20 protein-coding genes are annotated in these 17,597 nt (G+C 64.0%); 18 read left to right on the top strand and 2 right to left on the bottom strand.

All coding sequences use genetic code 11. The annotated features are described in order from the left end of the window. Positions 1-164: 164 nt before the first annotated feature. Together TSH64_RS35190 and TSH64_RS35520 are read left to right on the top strand one after the other, a co-directional pair. Positions 165-659 (top strand): hypothetical protein, encoded by a 495-nt coding sequence (locus TSH64_RS35190; protein WP_146207967.1) that lies wholly within the window; start codon positions 165-167, stop codon positions 657-659. Positions 660-708: 49 nt separating this feature from the next. Beyond that, positions 709-864, top strand: a complete 156-nt coding sequence (locus tag TSH64_RS35520; RefSeq protein WP_158285322.1) for a hypothetical protein — start codon at positions 709-711, stop codon at positions 862-864. Between the two features lie 545 nt (positions 865-1,409). On the opposite strand, the gene TSH64_RS01125 is transcribed toward TSH64_RS35520, so the two are convergent. Beyond that, on the bottom strand, positions 1,410-1,658 hold the full coding sequence (locus tag TSH64_RS01125; RefSeq protein WP_199237394.1) for a helix-turn-helix transcriptional regulator: 249 nt from the start codon (positions 1,656-1,658) through the stop codon (positions 1,410-1,412). A gap of 367 nt (positions 1,659-2,025) precedes the next feature. Between TSH64_RS01125 and TSH64_RS01120 the strand changes: the two genes are divergently transcribed. The 12 genes from TSH64_RS01120 to TSH64_RS01065 all read left to right on the top strand — a co-directional run bounded on the left by TSH64_RS01120 (position 2,026) and on the right by TSH64_RS01065 (position 12,354). Beyond that, complete coding sequence (locus TSH64_RS01120) at positions 2,026-2,733, top strand: hypothetical protein (RefSeq protein WP_109095327.1); 708 nt, start codon at positions 2,026-2,028, stop codon at positions 2,731-2,733. A 63-nt stretch (positions 2,734-2,796) separates the two neighbouring features. Further along, positions 2,797-3,321: a terminase small subunit gene (locus tag TSH64_RS01115; RefSeq protein ID WP_109095326.1), complete on the top strand. Its 525-nt coding sequence runs from the start codon at positions 2,797-2,799 to the stop codon at positions 3,319-3,321. Then, positions 3,305-5,380, top strand: coding sequence for a phage terminase large subunit family protein (locus TSH64_RS01110; protein ID WP_199237393.1), 2,076 nt, complete (start codon positions 3,305-3,307; stop codon positions 5,378-5,380). The genes TSH64_RS01115 and TSH64_RS01110 overlap by 17 nt, the downstream gene beginning before the upstream one ends. Before the next feature lie 272 nt (positions 5,381-5,652). Next, the gene (locus tag TSH64_RS01100; protein ID WP_158285321.1) at positions 5,653-7,257 is read left to right on the top strand and encodes a phage portal protein; all 1,605 of its coding nucleotides are present in this window, start codon (positions 5,653-5,655) and stop codon (positions 7,255-7,257) included. Continuing rightward, the gene (locus TSH64_RS01095; RefSeq protein WP_109095323.1) at positions 7,254-8,525 is read left to right on the top strand and encodes a S49 family peptidase; all 1,272 of its coding nucleotides are present in this window, start codon (positions 7,254-7,256) and stop codon (positions 8,523-8,525) included. Before TSH64_RS01100 ends, TSH64_RS01095 begins: the two co-directional genes overlap by 4 nt. 15 nt (positions 8,526-8,540) lie before the next feature. Continuing rightward, positions 8,541-8,915, top strand: a complete 375-nt coding sequence (locus tag TSH64_RS01090; protein ID WP_109095322.1) for a head decoration protein — start codon at positions 8,541-8,543, stop codon at positions 8,913-8,915. Positions 8,916-8,932: 17 nt separating this feature from the next. Beyond that, positions 8,933-9,961 carry a major capsid protein gene (locus tag TSH64_RS01085; RefSeq protein WP_109095321.1) on the top strand — a complete coding sequence of 343 codons (1,029 nt, stop codon included), beginning with the start codon at positions 8,933-8,935 and terminating at the stop codon, positions 9,959-9,961. Next, positions 9,961-10,401 carry a hypothetical protein gene (locus tag TSH64_RS01080; protein ID WP_109095320.1) on the top strand — a complete coding sequence of 147 codons (441 nt, stop codon included), beginning with the start codon at positions 9,961-9,963 and terminating at the stop codon, positions 10,399-10,401. The genes TSH64_RS01085 and TSH64_RS01080 overlap by 1 nt, the downstream gene beginning before the upstream one ends. Before the next feature lie 3 nt (positions 10,402-10,404). Then, positions 10,405-10,719, top strand: coding sequence for a hypothetical protein (locus TSH64_RS01075; RefSeq protein ID WP_109095319.1), 315 nt, complete (start codon positions 10,405-10,407; stop codon positions 10,717-10,719). Next, the gene (locus TSH64_RS35515; protein WP_158285320.1) at positions 10,716-11,297 is read left to right on the top strand and encodes a hypothetical protein; all 582 of its coding nucleotides are present in this window, start codon (positions 10,716-10,718) and stop codon (positions 11,295-11,297) included. Before TSH64_RS01075 ends, TSH64_RS35515 begins: the two co-directional genes overlap by 4 nt. Then, on the top strand, positions 11,297-11,635 hold the full coding sequence (locus TSH64_RS35510; protein WP_158285319.1) for a phage head-tail connector protein: 339 nt from the start codon (positions 11,297-11,299) through the stop codon (positions 11,633-11,635). Before TSH64_RS35515 ends, TSH64_RS35510 begins: the two co-directional genes overlap by 1 nt. Beyond that, positions 11,635-12,354: a phage baseplate assembly protein V gene (locus TSH64_RS01065; RefSeq protein ID WP_109095317.1), complete on the top strand. Its 720-nt coding sequence runs from the start codon at positions 11,635-11,637 to the stop codon at positions 12,352-12,354. The genes TSH64_RS35510 and TSH64_RS01065 overlap by 1 nt, the downstream gene beginning before the upstream one ends. A gap of 752 nt (positions 12,355-13,106) precedes the next feature. Here the strand turns inward: TSH64_RS01065 and TSH64_RS01060 are convergent. Beyond that, positions 13,107-14,159 carry a DUF262 domain-containing protein gene (locus TSH64_RS01060; protein ID WP_109095316.1) on the bottom strand — a complete coding sequence of 351 codons (1,053 nt, stop codon included), beginning with the start codon at positions 14,157-14,159 and terminating at the stop codon, positions 13,107-13,109. 356 nt (positions 14,160-14,515) lie between these two features. Between TSH64_RS01060 and TSH64_RS01055 the strand changes: the two genes are divergently transcribed. From TSH64_RS01055 to TSH64_RS01040, 4 genes are read left to right on the top strand one after another with little or no spacing between them, the layout of a single operon-like run. Then, entirely contained in the window at positions 14,516-14,842 is a 327-nt protein-coding gene (locus tag TSH64_RS01055) for a GPW/gp25 family protein (protein ID WP_199237392.1), read from the top strand. Next, on the top strand, positions 14,842-15,678 hold the full coding sequence (locus tag TSH64_RS01050; protein ID WP_109095314.1) for a baseplate J/gp47 family protein: 837 nt from the start codon (positions 14,842-14,844) through the stop codon (positions 15,676-15,678). The genes TSH64_RS01055 and TSH64_RS01050 overlap by 1 nt, the downstream gene beginning before the upstream one ends. Continuing rightward, positions 15,678-16,919: a phage tail protein gene (locus TSH64_RS01045; protein WP_109095313.1), complete on the top strand. Its 1,242-nt coding sequence runs from the start codon at positions 15,678-15,680 to the stop codon at positions 16,917-16,919. The genes TSH64_RS01050 and TSH64_RS01045 overlap by 1 nt, the downstream gene beginning before the upstream one ends. Further along, positions 16,903-17,595 carry a hypothetical protein gene (locus TSH64_RS01040; RefSeq protein ID WP_109095312.1) on the top strand — a complete coding sequence of 231 codons (693 nt, stop codon included), beginning with the start codon at positions 16,903-16,905 and terminating at the stop codon, positions 17,593-17,595. The genes TSH64_RS01045 and TSH64_RS01040 overlap by 17 nt, the downstream gene beginning before the upstream one ends. The last annotated feature ends 2 nt before the right edge of the window (positions 17,596-17,597 follow it).

The raw sequence follows: 17,597 nt of genomic DNA, 5'->3' as shown, positions 1-17,597 counted from the left end.
AGGAGGGAAGCTCCTCGTCCCGCGTCTCGCACCGCGAGCGTTTGGCAGGGTTGTTAGGCGACTAACGCAATACAAGACCTTGGCTGCATCGAGCAGGCACTGCTTTACGTAAACTTGCGAGACGAGTAAGCTCCGCGCCCCATTCTAAATTCGACAGTGCTGCTATGCCGTTTGTCCTTGAGGCTACCGTTCCGCCATCCGACTACGATTTTTTTGATCGTGGCGAGCACGATTGTATGGCGCTCTGCTATCTCGGAGCAGACCAGGATAAAGGTTCAACGTACTTCGCCGCGGTGGCGCTCGGCCCCTACCAGCCGGATCGGCCAGAGTACTATTTTTATATCGTCGAAAGGAACAGTTTCACCGGGGAAACTGTTGAGCACTGGACTGGCAAAAGCATTCATGATGAGTTTACGAAGCAAGACCGATGGATGATTTTGGGAGTCGTTTGTTATCTAACTGAGATGATTTTGAATATAAAGCGCCCTAAACAGGTGGATAGGTGTACGCACGACCATAACCCCCCTGAAAAATCTATGGACAAGCACTATATGATATCTCGTGTCTTTGTTGGGTGCGGGTACAGGGTGTTGCAATGTGACGACTGGAACGGAAAGCGCGTTTGGCTAGCCACGCTCGGGGATTCAGAAATCGTTTGATTCCCGCCTCGGATAGGCGCTAGCTATGTGAACCAATGGGGAGTGAGCTATGAACAGGACAGACCAGATCGAGTTCTGCCAGAACGCCGAGGAGCGTGCCAGAACGACGTTCGCGAAGTGGCGCGACGACGCTGCGTTCGAGGCTGCCCTGAGCAAGTACGATCACAAGGCCCAGGAAGAGCGTAAGGTCGCTCGTAGGGCGTAACGTTAGGCCTAGTTTGAACTAGGCTCTGATGTAAGGCGCGGCCCCGCAAATGCGGGGCCGTTTTGTTTTCCACGTTGGCCGTTTGAATGCTCGAGAGCATACGGAGCCTCCATCCGAACGCTCCGCTCATCGTTGCTGTGGCTCGTCTCGCTCGGGTCGTCAAGATTCGAGTATGGGGGAATGGGCAGTAATATGAGGGCAGCACGCCCCCTGCGCCCATAGAAGGCCGCAGGATGGGAGCGGGGGGCAATAGGCTACCTCGAAAGCCCTCGATCCTCGCACGGTGCAACAGACGGGCAGTGGCGGGGCGGGAGGAGCAACCCTCGAGGGGGATCGAGGGGGCGGCCCCCCCCTCCCCCGGTATGGGTCCTCCTAGACACCCCACCGTCACGGGTGCCTCGCGACCCCGGTAATCGGCTAGGCAACAAAATTCCAAACCGCGTTTTTTGTTTCCATTGCCCCGGCGCCTCGCCGCCGCTGAAACGCCTCGAGCTATGCGGGAAACGCACAACCAAGCTAACGGCGGCGAAGCAAAAACGCATAGCTCACGACGCGCCGAGCTCCGTTTCCGCGCGCTCCGCAAAATCGGCCCACCCCTCCGCGATGGCGCGGCAGGCAAGCGCGACGGTGCGCGGGATCGGTTGCTCCCCCGCCTCGTAAAGCTGAACCGTCCGCCGCGTCACTCCGAGGCGATCCCCCGCGTCCCCTTGGGTCATCCCCTGCGCCTTCCGCCACGCGAGGAAATCCGCCCCGGTCATGCTGCTGTTTTTGCGCTCGTTGGTTGAAGTTGCCACGTTAGCCCCCTTCACGTTCGCCGCGTGCTCGCTTATCTTTCCTTTAGAGAGGCGGGGGAGGGAGCCGCTAACTCCCTCCCCCTTCTCCGTTAGAAGGTTAGGCCGATCTCGATTTCAATCTCGATCGTCTTTCCCTTCCAGTGGAGTCGGAATGTCCATCGGATCATGGACTTCTCTCCTCTGCTAGAGCCGGGGGGTCGGACTATTCCGGCCCCCCGACGCTTTTGAGAATATGCGAAACCATTTCGCATGACAAGCGGAAAAGCGAAACCGTTTCGCATTTCTTTGAGGCGATCGGACCTCGCTCGCCGCCCCCTCGCCTCCCCGGCAACCTCGCGGCTCCAACCTAGATCGGAGCTCGCCAGAAATGCTTATCGGGATCACCGGACTCGCCGGGTCTGGAAAATCGACCGTCGCCAACATTCTACAGGACGCACATGGTTTCGAGCGGGCGCGGTTCGCCGACCCGTTTAAGGCAATGCTCCGCGCGCTTGGGCTCTCCGACCGGGAGCTCGAGGGCGATGGCAGCGGGGAGCCGCTTGAGGCGCTTTGCGGCAAGACGTCGAGGCACGCGAAAGTGACGCTCGGGACCGCTTGGGGGCGGAGGATGATCGGCGCCGACCTTTGGGTCCGCGCTTGGGAGCGTCGGGTCGACAGTCTCGACGAAACCGACCTCGCCGCCGAGGACGTCCGTTTCCCGAATGAAGCGGCTGCGATCCGCGCCCGCGGCGGCGTTATCATCCGGATCGAAAACCCGCGCGTGAAGCCCCGCGCCCGTTGGGGGATCGTCGGGCGCCTCCTCCTGGCGCTCGGGTTCCGGTTCCCGATCCATCCCTCCGAGCGGGTCGACAGGATCGAGGCGGATTTGATCCTCTGGAATGGCGGGACGCTCGAAGCGCTCGAGGAGGAGGTCGAGGATATCCTCGAGCTCGCCCGCGACATTGCCGCGAACCGCAAGCCCTCCGCCGTTCAGATCGCCGCCGACAGCCTCCGACCCGATCGCGCCGCCCGCCGCCATGCCGAGCTCTCGGAGAGCATCCTCGAGGCTTACGCCGACCGCCGCGGGCTCGCCTAAGCCCGCCCGCCGGGCGACCAGAGCTCGCTTTCCGTCGCCCGGCACTCCCCAGAGAGTCCGAGCATGGGCAAGAAAGTAAACCGAAACGAGCTCGCCGAGATTTTCGACGTCTCGCTCCCGACCGTCTCGGCTTGGCTCCGAGCGGGAATGCCGGTCCTCGAGCAAGGCCGGAAAGGGCGCGAGTACGCTTTCGATACCGGCGAGGTCCGGAAATGGCTCGAGGACCGGGCGATCGCAGCGACGCAAGGCGATATGTCCCGGCTCTCGCTCGAGGAAATCCGCAAGCGGTACGAGACGGCGCGAGCGGCGCGCGAGGAGCTCGAGCTCGCAAAGGCAAAGCGCGAGGTCGTCCCGATCGACGAGGTCGCGAAGGTCGTCGGCGCGGAGTTCTCGCGCTGCAAAACCCGCCTCCTCGCGATCCCGACCAAGGTCCGCCCGCTCGTCGACGAGTGGACCGGGAACCCCGAGGCGTCGACCGAGATCGTCGACGCGATCACCAAGGGGATTTACGAAGGGCTCTCCGAGATCGTCTCGCACGTCGACGAGAGCGAGGTCGAGGAGGGCGTCGACGATGGCGAAGCCGATTAGCGCCGCTGCCGACCGGGTCGTCGCGGGCTTGCTCGCCGGGGAGGCGCTCGCCGCCGCGGGCGTCCTCGAGGAAATGCGCGAGGAGTCTCGCCGGGCGCTCCGGCGCGCGGTCGTGCAGACCGTCAAGCGCGCGTGCGCCCCGCCGCCCCGCCGCACCGTCTCGGAATGGGCGGACGAATACCGATACCTCTCGCCGGAGGCGTCGAGCGAGCCCGGCAAATGGGAAACCGCCCGCGTCGAGCCCGCGCGCGGCGTGATGGACGCTTTCTCCGATCCTCGGGTCGAGAAAGTTACGGCGATGGTTTGCACCCAGGTTCTAAAGACCGAGGCGCTTAACAACCTCGTCGGGTTCCACGTCTCGCAGGACCCGGCGCCCATGATGGTCCTGCAACCTACTATCGCGATGGCGGAGGCGTGGTCGAAAGACCGCCTCGCGCCCATGATTCGCGACACGCCGATCCTCCGCGACAAAATCGGCGACGCGCGGGCGAAGGACAGCGAAAATACGATCCTGCATAAGACGTTTACCGGCGGGCATATCACGATGGCGGGCGCCAATTCGCCCGCGTCGCTGGCGTCCCGCCCGGTCCGGATCGTGCTTTGCGACGAGGTCGATCGCTACCCGCGCTCGGCAGGAACCGAGGGCGACCCCGTCTCGCTCGTTACCGAGCGAACCTCGACCTTTTGGAACCGGAAGATCGGGCTTTTCTCGACGCCGACAATCAAGGGCGCGAGCCGGATCGAGGCGAGTTTCCTCGAGTCCGACCAACGCCGGTATTTCCTCGAGTGCCCACACTGCCACGCGGCGCAGCACCTAAAATGGTCGCAAGTGCGTTGGGAGGAGGGGAAGGCAGAAACCGCCGCGTACTATTGCGAGGCGTGCGGCGTGGCGTGGTCGGAGAGCCAACGGCTCCGCGGCGTCAAGCGCGGGCGTTGGCGGCAAACGGCGGACTTCATTTGTTGCGGCGACAAGCAAACCCCGAGCAAGTGGGACGAGCACGGGCGCTCGCTTTGCGTTTGCTGCAATCGACCGTCGCCGTTCAATGGTCACGCGGGATTCCACCTCAACAAGCTCGCGAGCCCTTGGACGACGATTCCGAAGATCGTCGAGAAATTCCTCGAGGCAAAGAAATTCCCCGACTCGCTCAAGGTCTGGATCAACACGACCCTTGCGGAGACGTGGGAGGACCAGGGCGAGAGCCTCGAGGCGGGCGGGCTTTTCAAGCGCCGCGAGGAATACGGCGTCGAGCCGCTCCCGCCGGGCGTGCTCCTCGTAAACGCTGGCGTCGATATTCAGGATGACCGCGCGGAGATCGAGTACCTCGGGACCGGGCTCGAGGAGGAGACGTATTCGATCGACTATCTCCGGCTCTATGGCGACCCGACGACCTCCGCCTTTTGGGAGGCGATCGACGAGGCGTTGCAGCGGCGATTCCTTCATCCGTCGGGGCGGACCCTTGGCGTCGAGGCGGCGTGCGTCGACTCCGGCGGACACCATACACAGGCGGTCTATGATTTTTGCCGCTCGCGGTTCGGGCGCCGGGTTTGGGCAATCAAGGGCATGGCCGGAGCGCGCCCAATTTGGCCGGAAAAGGCAACCAAAAACGTAGCCAAGAAAGTTAACGTTTTCATCGTCGGCGTGGATACAGCAAAAGACCTTATCTATAAGCGCCTCGGGATTGGAGAGCCCGGCCCCGGTTACTGTCATTTTCCCAAGCGTTACGGCGAGGATTATTTCGACCAACTCACCGCCGAAAAGGCCGTTACTAAATACAAAAACGGCTTCCCCTACAAGGTATGGGAAAAGGAGGGCAGCAAGCGGAACGAGGCTCTCGATTGCCGCGTCTACGCAATCGCTGCCCGGCTCTCGATCAAGGTCGACCTCTATCGCCGAGCCGAAATCCTCGGCGGCAAGGGGCGACCGGCGCCCGCGCCCACCCCTCGAGGTCGCGGACGGGCGGAGCCGGGCGCCGCCGATCCCGCTCCCGCCGCGCCCGCCGCGCCCCGCCCGCCTGCCGCTTCGCGAGGCCGGGCGCGCTCCCGCGGCGTCGCCGCATAGGTACTCGACCTCGCTCTCGCGATCGTTCGGCGCCCGGTAACTTTGCCTCGATTTGCGAGAGGAGGCGGGGCTTTGGGCCAATACGCGGACAAGCTCGCCAGTGTCGAGGCCGCGATTAAGGCGGTCGAGGAACGCGGGCAGAGAGTCGTTATCAAGGATCGCGAGCTATGGCGCGCGGACCTCGATCGCCTTTACGCCGAGCGCAAGCGCCTCGAGCCCCTCGCCCGGCGCGAGACGCGCGGGGGGCTCCGTATGCGCCGGATCGTCCCGCTATGAGCAAGCCTCGCGTTCGAATCCCCGCCCGCAACGTCCCGAGCGCTGGGCTTACCCGCGCCGAGGCGAAGGCGCTCGGGCAGGCGGCGGCGCTTTACGTCGGCGGCGGCTCCTACTCGGGAGCCCGCTCCGACAAAGCGAGCATGAAAAATTGGCACACGACCTCGGGATCGGCGGACTCCGACACCCTCGGCGATCTCGCGACGCTCCGCTCGCGCTCCCGCGACCTCGGCAGGAATAACCCGCTCGCCGTCGGCGCGCTCGCGACCGAGACGACGAACGTCGTCGGAACCGGGCTCCGGCTCCGGTCGACCGTCGACGCGGACCTCCTCGGGATTACCGAGGAGGCGGCGGACAAGTTCGAGCGCCGCGCCGAGCTCCTGTTCGGCATTTGGGGCGGCTCGAATTTCTGCGACGCGACACTATCGACCAACTTCCCCGGATTACAGGATATCGTTTTCCGGAGTGCGCTCGAGAGCGGCGATATCTTTCCGCTCCGGCGCTACCTCCCGCGGAAAGGCGCGATCGCCGGGCTCGCGCTGCAACTGATCGAGGCGGACCGGGTCGCCAACCCGCCGGGCATCCCCGAGACGGAGCGCGTCGCCGCCGGTATCGAGCGCGACGGCGACGGCGCGGCGGTCCGTGCGTTCGTCCGAAACAAGCATCCCGGCGACGCGCTCGGGACCATTGGCGCCGACGAGGAATATACGGCGATCCCGTTCTATGGCGCCAAAACCGGCGAGCGCCAACTCTTGCACGTTTACCGCAAGCTCCGCGACGGGCAGCGGCGCGGCGTGCCGTTCCTGGCGCCGGTTATCGAGCCGCTAAAGCAACTCGACCGCTTCACCGAGTCGGAGCTTATGGCCGCGGTCGTCTCGTCGTTCTTTACCGTGTTCGTCAAAACGGAGACGGGCGAAGGCTTGGGCGAGCTCGAGGGCGGACCGGGCAACCTCGGAGGGGATATCGCCCTCGGACCGGGCGCGGTCGTCGATCTCGCCGGTAACGAGTCAGTCGAGTTCGCGAACCCGGCGCGTCCCAATGCTCAATTCGAGCCGTTTTTCTTGGCGATCGTCAAGCAAATCGGCGTGGCGCTCGAGATTCCATACGAGCTCCTCCTAAAGACGTTCAACTCGAGCTATTCCGCCTCGCGTGCCGCGATCGAAACGGCGTGGCAGCACTTCCGGACCCGCCGCGCTTGGCTGGCGTCGTCGTTCTGCCAACCCGTCTACGAATGGTTCCTCTCGGAAATGGTCGCCCGCGAGCTCCTCTCGGCGCCGGGCTTCTTTACCGACCCGATCCGCCGCGCCGCTTGGTCGGGCGCTCAGTGGATCGGCGACGCGCGGATTTCCCTCTCCCCGCTCGACGAGAACAAGGCGGACGAGATCGCCGAGGCGCGCGGCTGGAAAACCTCCGAGGAGATCACGGCGGAAAAGACCGGCGGCGATTGGGCGACGAAGCATCGCACCCGCTCCCGCGAGGTCGAGCTCCGGCGGGCGGCAGGGCTCGACGCTCCGCCCGCGGCGCCGGTCAACTCCGCGACCGGGACCGCTCCGAGCGCCCCGTCTCCGGCGAAGGAAACCAAAAGCGAAGGGGGCGAGGAATGAGGGCTTACGAGGCCGCACTCGCGGCGGTATGGGCAATGGAGGAGGGCTCGCTCCGCGGGCTCCTCGAGATCGCCGCGCGCGAGAACGCCGTAACGCCGGAGGCGCTCGAGGCGTACCGGGCGCAATGGCTCGAGCGCGGGGAGCAGGCGCGAGTCCGTGACGGCGTCGCGATCCTCGACGTCCGCGGTCCGCTGTTCAAGCGCGCCAATGTGTTTCAAGCCATGAGCGGCGCGACCTCTTACGAGGTTCTCCGGCGCGACTTCGCCGCCGCCCTCGACGATCCCGAGGTCGGCGCGGTCCTGCTGCATATCGACTCGCCCGGCGGCGAGGCGCTCGGGACCGCCGAGCTCGCCCAGGCGATTTACGACGCGCGGGGGCGTAAGCCGATTGTCGCCTATGTGGGCGGACTCGGCGCCTCCGCCGCCTATTGGATCGCCTCCGCCACCGACGAGATCGTCGTCGACGCGACCGCGATCGTCGGCTCGATCGGCGTCCGGATGGCGCTCCGCGATACGCGCGCCGCCGAGGAGCGCGCGGGCGTCCGGACGATGAATTTCGCGAGCTCGCAAAGCCCGGCGAAGATCGACGACCCGGCGACCGACGAGGGCGCGGCGCGGATTCAGCGGACAATCGACGCGCTCGCCGACGTCTTTATCGGCGCCGTCGCCCGTAACCGCGGCGTCGACCGCGAGACGGTCCTCTCGAAATTCGGACAGGGCGGAACCGAGGTCGGGGAGGCGGCAATCGCCGCCGGACTCGCCGATCGCCTCGGCTCGTTCGAGGCGGTTTTCGCCGACCTCGCCGCCCGCGTCCAAAAGCAAAAGCCCGCCTCGTTCGGCGGGCTCGTCGTCGGCGCGACCGGCGGCTCTCACGCAAGCAAAGGAAATACCAGGATGGAAACCGAAACCGCGCCGGTCGCGACCGCCCCGGCGATCACCGCCGAGACGATCGCGAAGGATCACCCGACGATCGCCGCTCACTTCCGCGCCGAGGGCGCGACCGCCGAGCGCCAGCGGATCGCGAAGATCGAGGAGATCGCCCTCGCCGGTCACGACGAGGCGAAGATTCGGGCGATTGAATCCGGCTCGTCGCCGGAGGCTTTCGCGATGGAGATTGTCGCGGCTGAAAAGGCCAAGGCGGGCGCCTCGCTTTCCGCGATCGCTGGCGACGAGGACGCTCTCGAGGCTCCCGCTCCCGGCGCATCCGAGGGCGAGGGCGACGAGGTCGCGGCGCTGGTCGCCTCGATCGTCAAGGCGGGCAAGGCTTAACCGGAGGGGCTCCGAATGTTCGAGGCAGGTTTTACGAAGGGCGAGGGCGTTTTCTCGCCCGACACGCTGATCGTTGGGGGCACCCTCCGCGATCGCAAGGTCGTTTTCTCCGGCGGTAACGGCGTCGTGCCGCGCGGCGCCGTCGTCGGCAAGGTCACGGCGACCGGCGAGCATTTGATCTCCGCCGCCGCCGCGTCCGACGGCTCCCAGGTCCCGACTGCGATCGTCGTCTCCGACGTCGACACGACCGGCGGCGACGCCGAGGGCTTGGTCTACGTCTCCGGCGATTTCAACGCGGGCGCGCTGACCTACGGCGCCGGGCACACCGCCGCCACCGTCCGCGACGCACTTCGCGGCGGCGGAATCTTCCTCGCCGACGTCATGGCTTAATAGGGGGCTCCCTCAGAATGGATATGTTCGATCCTCGCGTGTTGCGCGGCGTCGTCGAGAACACGCCGACTCCCGCGTCCTTCCTGCTGAATATGTTTTTCCCGACGGTCGACTCCTCGACCGAGGAGACGATCGAGTTTCACGTCGTCAATGGGCGCCGTCGAATCTCCCCGTTCGTCTCCCCGCTGGTCGCCGGAAAGATCGTCGCCTCGCAGGGCTTCCGCGTCGACTCCTTCAAGCCCGCCTATGTGAAGGACAAGCGCGTTTTCGACGCGACGAAGGGCTTTAAGCGCACCGTCGGCGAGACGGTCGGCGGCTCCCTGACTCCGGCGCAGCGCATCCAGGCGCATTTGGCCCGCGAGACGGCGGATCAAATCGAAATGCTGACCCGTCGGCAGGAGCTTATGGCCGCGGAAGCTCTCCTCGACGGTCGCGTTACGGTCGAGGGCGACGGCTACCCGACGAAGGTCGTCGATTTCGGTCGCAAGGCCGAATTGACCAAGGCTCTCACCGGCACCGCCCGTTGGGGCGAGGCTGGCGTCTCCCCGGTCAAGGATTTGCAGACTTGGGCGCAGGAGATTTTCCTCGCCTCGGGTCGCGCCCCGACTGACGTCGTCATGACGGCGGACGCCTACGAGCTCTTGAAGAAGGACCCGGAATACAAGGACGCGGTCGACACCAAGGTCGCCAACCTCGCCGCCGCCTCCGTCACCCTCGGCCCGATCATCATCGGCGCCGACGGCGCGCAGATGGTCGGCACCCTCGGCAAGCTCCGCCTCTGGATCTACGAGGACTATTACGAGAACGAGGCGGGCGAGGTCGTCCCGTATCTGCCGCCCCATACGGTCATCATGGCGAGCCGCGGGCTCGAGGGCGTCCGCCATTACGGCGCGATCAAGGACGAGAAGGCGGGCTATCAGGCCATGCCCTATTTCCTCAAGTCGTGGGTGGAGGAGGACCCGGCGGTCCGTTGGGTTCTGATGCAGTCGGCGCCGCTGGTCGTGCCGTACCGCGTCAACGCCGCCGCCCGGACGTCGGTCCGCTAATGTTCGTCGTCGCGCTCGTTACGCTGGTCGTCGGCGGCGAGAGCAAAAAGCCCGGCTCGGTCGTGGAAATCCACGACCGGGACGAGGCGGACGCTCTCGTCGGTCGGCGGTTCGCGCGCAAGGCAACCGCGGAGGATATCGCCTCAGCCGTCGCCGTCGAGCCGGAGGAGTGGAGCGCCAGTAAATCCGGCGCCCCCGCCCCCACCCCCGAAACCCTGGCGCCCGCCGCCGACCCGGAAGCGCCTCCCGAGATCGCCGAGATCGAGCCGGAGGGCGACCGGATCGCCGAGATCGCCGACGCGATCGCGCTCCTCGAGCCGGGCAACGCCGAGCACTTCAACAAGGGCGGCAAGCCCGAGCTTTCGGCTCTCGCCGAAATCCTCGGCTATCGCCCAACCGCCGCGGAGCGCGACGCCGCTTTCGCGAAGATCGAGGGTTAAATCATGGCCGCGGTCCTGACCGACGAGGAGCTCCTCGCGTTCTTTTCGCCGGAGGATTTCGGCGAGGAGGCGCTCCTCTATCTCGGGACCGCCGAGCCCTCCCCGGTCCTCGGCATTTTCGATAACTCCGACGTCGGCGTCTCGCCCGGTACGACCCTCGACGTCGGCTCGAGCGGCCCGACCTTCACGCTCCGGACGTCCGACGCGCGAGACGCGCGACAGCGCGATCGCCTCGAGGTCGCCGGGAAGCGATACGAGATCGCCGATCGGGACGACGACGGGACCGGAGTAACCGTCCTCCGGATTTTCGAGCTATGAAACACCCTCGCGCCCATATCCGCGACGCTATCGCCGCCCGGCTGGCCGATTACCGCGTCGCCCCGATCCCGCCCTCCGACGACGCGCCGGGCTCGCCCGGCGAGCGATGGACGATGGCGGAGGGGCACGTTTACGCCTCCCGCGCCAGAAACCTCGACGAGCGCGATCTCCCGGCGGTCCTCGTCTATGCCCGGCGCGAGAAAGTCGCCGCCGACAGCTATCCGCGTTCCGGCGAGAATGGCTCGACGACGCGGACCCTCGAGATCGCCGTCGAGGCGGTCGTCCGCGCGTTGGACGACGTCGACGACACCCTCGACGCCTTCGCGCTACAGGTCGAGGGCGCGCTCGAGTGGCTCGAAATTCCGGGGCTCGAGACGGCGACGATCCACCTAACCGACACGGATATCGACGTCTCGACCGACGGGCGCCTCCCGATCGGCGCCGTCCGCCTCTCGTTCGCGGTCGAGTACCGCGCTCCATACCGCACTGTCCCGCCCGTTTGCGACCCGCCCTCCGAGATTTGGGAGCGGATCACCGTCGGCGGGGCGCCCGTCACCGATTACAAAAGGGTCGTTTGATGGCTCGCAAGAAACCCGCCACGAGCGAGGGCGTCGCTCCGACAAGCTCCGCGATCCCCGACCTCGAGGACGTCTCCGCCTTCCTCGGCGGCGCCGTTCCGGAGGAGGACCGCCCCCTCCTCGAGCTCGCCGTCCGCAACGCGCGGGAGGCGGCGCAGGACTACGCCGGGCGCCCGCTCGAGGGCTCGATCCCGACGGACGCCGCGCAGGGAATCCGCCTCCTGGCGGTCCGCATGTACGCCGCGCGTGACGCCTCGAAGCCGACGGCGCGAGAAATCCCGCTCGCCGTCCGGTATTGCTGGCACGGGCTCCGCCCCGCCTCGATAGCGGTTCGCTAATGTTTGATCTTCCGCGCTCGAGCGCGGCGACCGGCGGCGTCGGGAGCCAAGAGGGAACCGACGTCCTTCGCCGCCTAACGAACCTCCTCCGCATGGGCAAGGTTCATTCCGCCGACTATCCGGCGGCGCGAATCCGTGTCGTCGTCGGAGACGCTAGCGACCCGGTCGGGCATATCGTCACCAACTGGATTCCATGGCTCACGACCCGTGCCGGTAAAGATCGGACGTGGCACGCTCCGGAGGTCGGCGAGACGGTCCTCGTCTTAGCGCCCGGCGGCGAGCTCGCGAACGCCGTCGCGCTCCCGGCGACGTTCTCGTCGGGGAGCCCGGCGCCCGCCGACCGGGAGACGGTGCAGCGGACGATTTACGACGATGGGACGGTCGTCGAATACGACCGCGAGGCGCACAAGCTCTCGGCGGACGTGAAAGGCGACGCCGAGCTTACGGTCGAGAAAAACGTCTCGGTCAAGGCAAGCGGGAATATCTCGATCGAGGCGTCCGGTCCGGTCGCGATCAAGTCGAGCGCCTCCGTCTCGGTCACGGCTCCGGCAGTCAATATCTCGGCGAGCGGCGGGTCGACGAAAGCGACCATGACAGGGAGTTTTTCCCTAAACGGGCGCCTCGATGTAACCGGCGGAGACGTCACCGCCGACGGAATTTCCCTCAAGGGGCATACACACATCGGCGACAGTGGCGGTAGGACCGGCCCGCCCGGCTAGGGACACAGATCAAAGCCGGGCGGCGCCTCACCGATCCGTTAGACTCTGCTAAATAAAGCAGCGCCCTTTAATATAGCGCAATTTATGAAATTGCACCAAGAGCCGCAGCTTTCATTTCGTACAAAGCAAAAGTCACGAGAAAATCTCTAGTCAAAGGCTCTGCCCAGAACATTGCGTGCACCGGATGGCTAATTGGAAATACAACGTAATTCGAAACAAGAGACATTACTTGAGTCATAGTTTGATGATTGTTATGTGCTGATCCATTCCGAATTATCTGTATAGACTTTATACTCTGGTGATAAGCAGAAATCGCCGACCTAAATTGTCCGTGATTATGGGGTGTTAAGCGGAGCAAAATTCTATCCAAGATGTCCGCATCACCCCAAGTTGGCTCTTTCCATAACTGTCCATTCACTCCCCCCCAATAAGGAGGGGCGTTACTCGTCGACTTAGCCTTTATTGCAGCCCAAGATACATGCCCTGCGCTTCCAGCTAGAGGCAGTGCAGTAATCGCTACACCAGACAGATTAACCGTTCCCGTACAGGACTCTATTATGCACTCCCGACAAAAAGAGCCCCAAGCCTGCCAAGCACGCGATATCAAACCCTCGAGGTAACACTCTTCTTGAAACGAAAAATTGGTCGATGATGTTATTTGAGGCTTTCCTCTGACAAACTCCCTGATATGAAATGAAACATTATCTAGCTCACTTTCTAGGGTCATGAATAATGCAGGAAGGCTCATCGCTTTATGGCAACTCCCCAAGTAAGGCTTGGCAAAGATACTTCACCCGAACCTTTCGTTGATTTATGCGATTCCCTCCTTCCGAAGCCGCCTGAACATATTCTCTATACGTCATAGTATCTTTTTCCTCATGCGCAGTAGCCAGCCTTTTTAGCGCCTCTAATGCAGAGCCTCGATCAACGTAATATTGGCCGATGGGTGCAACGCCAATCGCTTCCTGCGCGCCGGGGAGCCCGTGACGGTTATGGATCAATGCACAAAGAAGAGAGTGAAGAATATGCGGCCTTGTGAGATAAGTTGATTGAATTTCAGAGAAATCAACAGAGAGGACGTTAAACGCCCCCCTGATATTTTCGTCAAATCGACCTCTCTCATTGAAATCAGCATCATACTTTTTATACAGACCAAACAAGCTTGTTGGACTTGTACTCACAATGCCTTGATCAACCGCCAACGCCAAGTCAGCGATGAACTCAGCGTCTGCTAGACGGATTATTTGCTTACCTGTAAAAACTTTCCAATTTACTAGTATTGATCCATACTCGTCCAAAATAGTATTCACCCAATCCTTAAATTCTCCAAAAAATTCGCCTTGCCTCTTCTCCGCAGGATTGAGCGGCAAAGTATAAGCATTCATTCTCCTAAACATCTGGAGAATGTCAGAACGATTAGCGTTACGAATAACATCTACAGATATTGTATAAGAAAAAAATGATTCTTTTATATCTTCGGCCAAATCATCAAATTTCTGGCCCTCATGTCCCTTAGCATTTTTACCAAGCGCAAATCCTCCATCGACAAACTTGACGATTGCTGCAATCCTCTGCTGCCCATCAACGATTTCTCTCATGGGTTTGCGAGTTTTTTTATCAAGGTGCTCGTGAAAATAAACCTTTGGAAACGGGAATTCCTTCAGAATAGTATCGATGAAATAACTTTCGGCCGTCTTTGGCCAAATTCCCGTGCCCCTCTGGTAATCTTTATTTGCAACGAGCTCTTTATTCTTATACCAATCCACGATTTCAGCGATCGAGTATTTTGCCTCATCAACCTTCATTTTTAGGCCCTGCTTAGTAGTTAAAATGCAATCTCAGTAAACTTGCTACGGCATCTAGGGCGTGGCGACCAAAGCAGTCCGGAATCAAATCGGGCTAATAGCCATTGTGCGCCAGACCAAGCGTCATCAGCACTTTAAGGCCCGAGCTCACCTAGATCCAGCCCGGCGGCAAGGCAGGCGTAGGTTAAGTTCGCTCGTTAAACCCGTTCCAGTGGACCAAGTCCGCTATTCCGCCCCTGTCGAGATCGGCTCAAATCGGCACTCTATGGACAGGCTACCGGACGCCGCCCGACAGTCTCGAACGCACAGCGTAGTTTTCCCCGCGGGATTTGAGGCGCGGGGATTCCATGCGGGGAATGAGCGGAGAGAGCGGGCGGGAGGTCGACGGCGTTCGGCACCTTCAACAGTCGATCCGCGACATTCTGACGACGCCAATCGGCACACGCCAGCACCGCCGCGAGTATGGCTCCGAGCTTCCGCGCCTCGTCGATCGCCCGGTTAACGAGGCGCTCCTCGTCGACCTCTACGCCGCGACCGCGGCGGCGCTCGACCGTTGGGAGCCGCGCCTCGAGGTCCGCACCATCAAAATCGTATCCGCCTCGCCGGGTCGCGTCGAGCTCTCGCTCGAGGGCGTCTATCGGCCCGATGGGCGCGAGATCAAGCTCGAGGGGATCGTCGTCTAATGGCTCTCGACCTTTCCTCCCTCCCGGCGCCGGGCGTCGTCGAGGAGCTCTCGTTCGAGGCGATTGTCGCGAGCATGATCCGCGAGCTCGTCGCCCGCGATCCGGCTTACGCCGCGCTCCTCGAGAGTGATCCGGCGATCAAGCTCCTCGAGGTCGCCGCCTCGCGCGAGCTCCTCCTCCGGCAGCGGATTAACGACGCTGTCCGCGCGACGCTCCTCGCCTTCGCTGGCGGCGGCGATCTCGACAACCTCGCCGCCTTTTACGGCGTCGTCCGCCTCCCCGACGAGAGCGACGTCGCGCTCCGCGCCCGCGTCGTCGAGGCGACGCAAGGCTCCTCGGCGGCGGGCGGCGCGGCGCATTACCGACGCTTTGCGCGAGGCTCCGATCCGCGCGTAAAGGACGCCGCGGTCGAGAGCCTCGGTCCTGGCGACGTGACGATCTCCATCCTCTCGACCGAGGGCGATGGCGCAGCGACCGCCGAGCTCCTCGAGGCGGTCCGCGCCGTTGTCCTTCGCGACGACGTCCGGGTCCTGACGGATACCGTTTCGGTCGTTCCGGCGACCGTCGTTCCGGCGACAATCTCGGCGGATATCTGGCTCCTCCCCGACACGCCCACAGCGGTTTTCGACGGGCTCGAGGCCGGGCTCCGCGCCGCCTTCGCGAAAGAGGCGGGGCTTGGTTGGGACCTAACCCGCTCCTGGCTTGTCTCGAAACTCCACGTCGGAGGCGTGCATAAGGTGGAGCTCGCCTCGCCCGGCGCCGACATTGTCGCGAACGGGACGACGAGCGTCGCGATCGGCTCCGTCGCCCTTCGCCTCGCCGGGCGGCGCCGGTAATGAGCGACCTCCTCCCGCCCAACGCGACCGACCTCGAGCGCGACGCCTCGAGCGCGATCGACTACCTCGCCCGTTTTGGCGCGAGCGTCCCGGCGATCCGGACCGCCAAGCGGATCGACATTCCGGACTCGTTCGTCCCGTGGCTGATTTACGAGTATGGGCTCGGGGAGCTCCTCCCGTTCCTGACGGACCCGCGCCGGGCGCTCGCCGAGGGCGTCCTCTGGCAGCGCGTCCGCGGCACTCCGGCGGCGCTCCGGACCGCGCTCGGTTGGATCGACTTTGTCGCGACCGTCGAGGAGGAGGGCGCCGGAGAGGGCGCCGGGACTCTCCGATGGTCGGAGTTCCAACTTGGACTCGACCGTGCGCCCGCCGACCTCGCTTTCGTCGAGCGCGTCGTCGAAATCGCTCGCCTTTCGGCGCCGATCCGCTCGCGGCTCTCGCGCGTTTATGGCGGGCTCGACCTCCGCCGCGTGCGGCTCGATCATACCGGCTTGTCCGACGGCTCGCTCCTGTCCGATTACTCAGGCGTCCGCCTCCGCGACGATTGGCCGGTCCTCTCGTTCGGTCGCGCGTTCGCCGAGGATATCGACGCGAGCGCGATCTCCGTCGAGCCGAGCCGGGCGCCCTCCGTCGCCCTCACAGTGCAGTATGGCGACCGCTTCCTCCTCGACGCGAACGAGCTCGGAGCAGGCTGGCACGAACCCAATCATGCGAGCGCGCACGGGCACCTTTTCGCGATCTCGGATAACGAGCCCCTCCCCGACCCCGGCGCGCTCCCGGCTCCGCTGAAATTCTCGCGGGCGCAAATCGTCCTATCGGACTCCGAGCCGCTCGGGTCGTCGAATGCCTGTTTCCCGGTCGCCTACTGGCGCGAAACCGGCGGCGTATTGGACCTCTCTAGCGGCGGCGCCCCGTCCTCGCATTCTTGGGGGCGAGAGGCGGTCCCGGTTCCGGAGCGGCTCGAGCGCGGCATAGGTGACGGCGCCCAATACGTCGACCCGGCGGAAATGTCGGGCGGCGGCGCGGAGCGCCTCACCGTCGTTTTCGCGTCGGCGATTGGGCACTGGCCGATCCTCTCCGAGCCTCCGCCTTTGTCGAGCTCGGCAGGGATGGGCGTCGAGCGAGTGCAATCCGCCGACGGCAAGCTCGAGGGGCAGTATTGGACGTCGGCTCGCTGGCCCTCGTCCAATTGGTCGACAACGCGCGAGATCATAGGGGCTTCGCATGGCAGTTCTAACTAGGCCGGGACGCGCCGCGATCGCGGCGGCGATCAAGGACCGCCCGATTTTCCTCGGATGGGGGAACGGCGTTTCGTGGTGGGACTCGAATCAAAACCTTGTCGCCGCGTTCGGCGCCGACGAGCGGGTCGCGACCGGGTTCGGCAATATCTCGAGCGTCGTCGTCAAGAGCGAGGACGGCGAGACGACATACAGCGCGGGCGCCGACTACACGGTCGAGCCGGTCGCCGGTCGGATCATTCGCTCCCCGAGCGGCTCGATCGCACCGGAGGCGACGGTCCGCGTCTCGTTCTACGTCGCCCGCCCGGCGGAGCCCTCCGACGCGGCGGCGCTGGTCGCCGAGGTCGGTCGCCGCAAGGCGCAACAAATCGAGTTCGTCACCCCGGACGCGGACGGCGGGATCGTCGTTCCGACCGGGCGGTTTGCGATCTCGCCGACCCCGACGAACAACCTCTATTTCCGTTTCGTTTTCGACTTCTCGGACGGGTCCGGGGAGACGATCAAGGAAACGGCGATCTTCGTCGACACCGTAACAAACCCGGACGCGCCGCTCGGGCAATTTTACTTCGCTCCGGCGGAGATTGTCGATCCCGGTATCCTTCTCGTTTTGCAGCGGAGCGCCCCGATTATTCGCTCGGCGGCTACGCGCGAGACGTTTGAATTTGTCGTAACCTTCTAAGC

This window comes from Azospirillum sp. TSH64, from assembly GCF_003116035.1.
In the GTDB taxonomy this organism is placed as follows: domain Bacteria; phylum Pseudomonadota; class Alphaproteobacteria; order Azospirillales; family Azospirillaceae; genus Azospirillum.
Note: the sequence above shows the minus strand (reverse complement) of the source record. Positions and strands in the feature narration are given on the sequence as shown.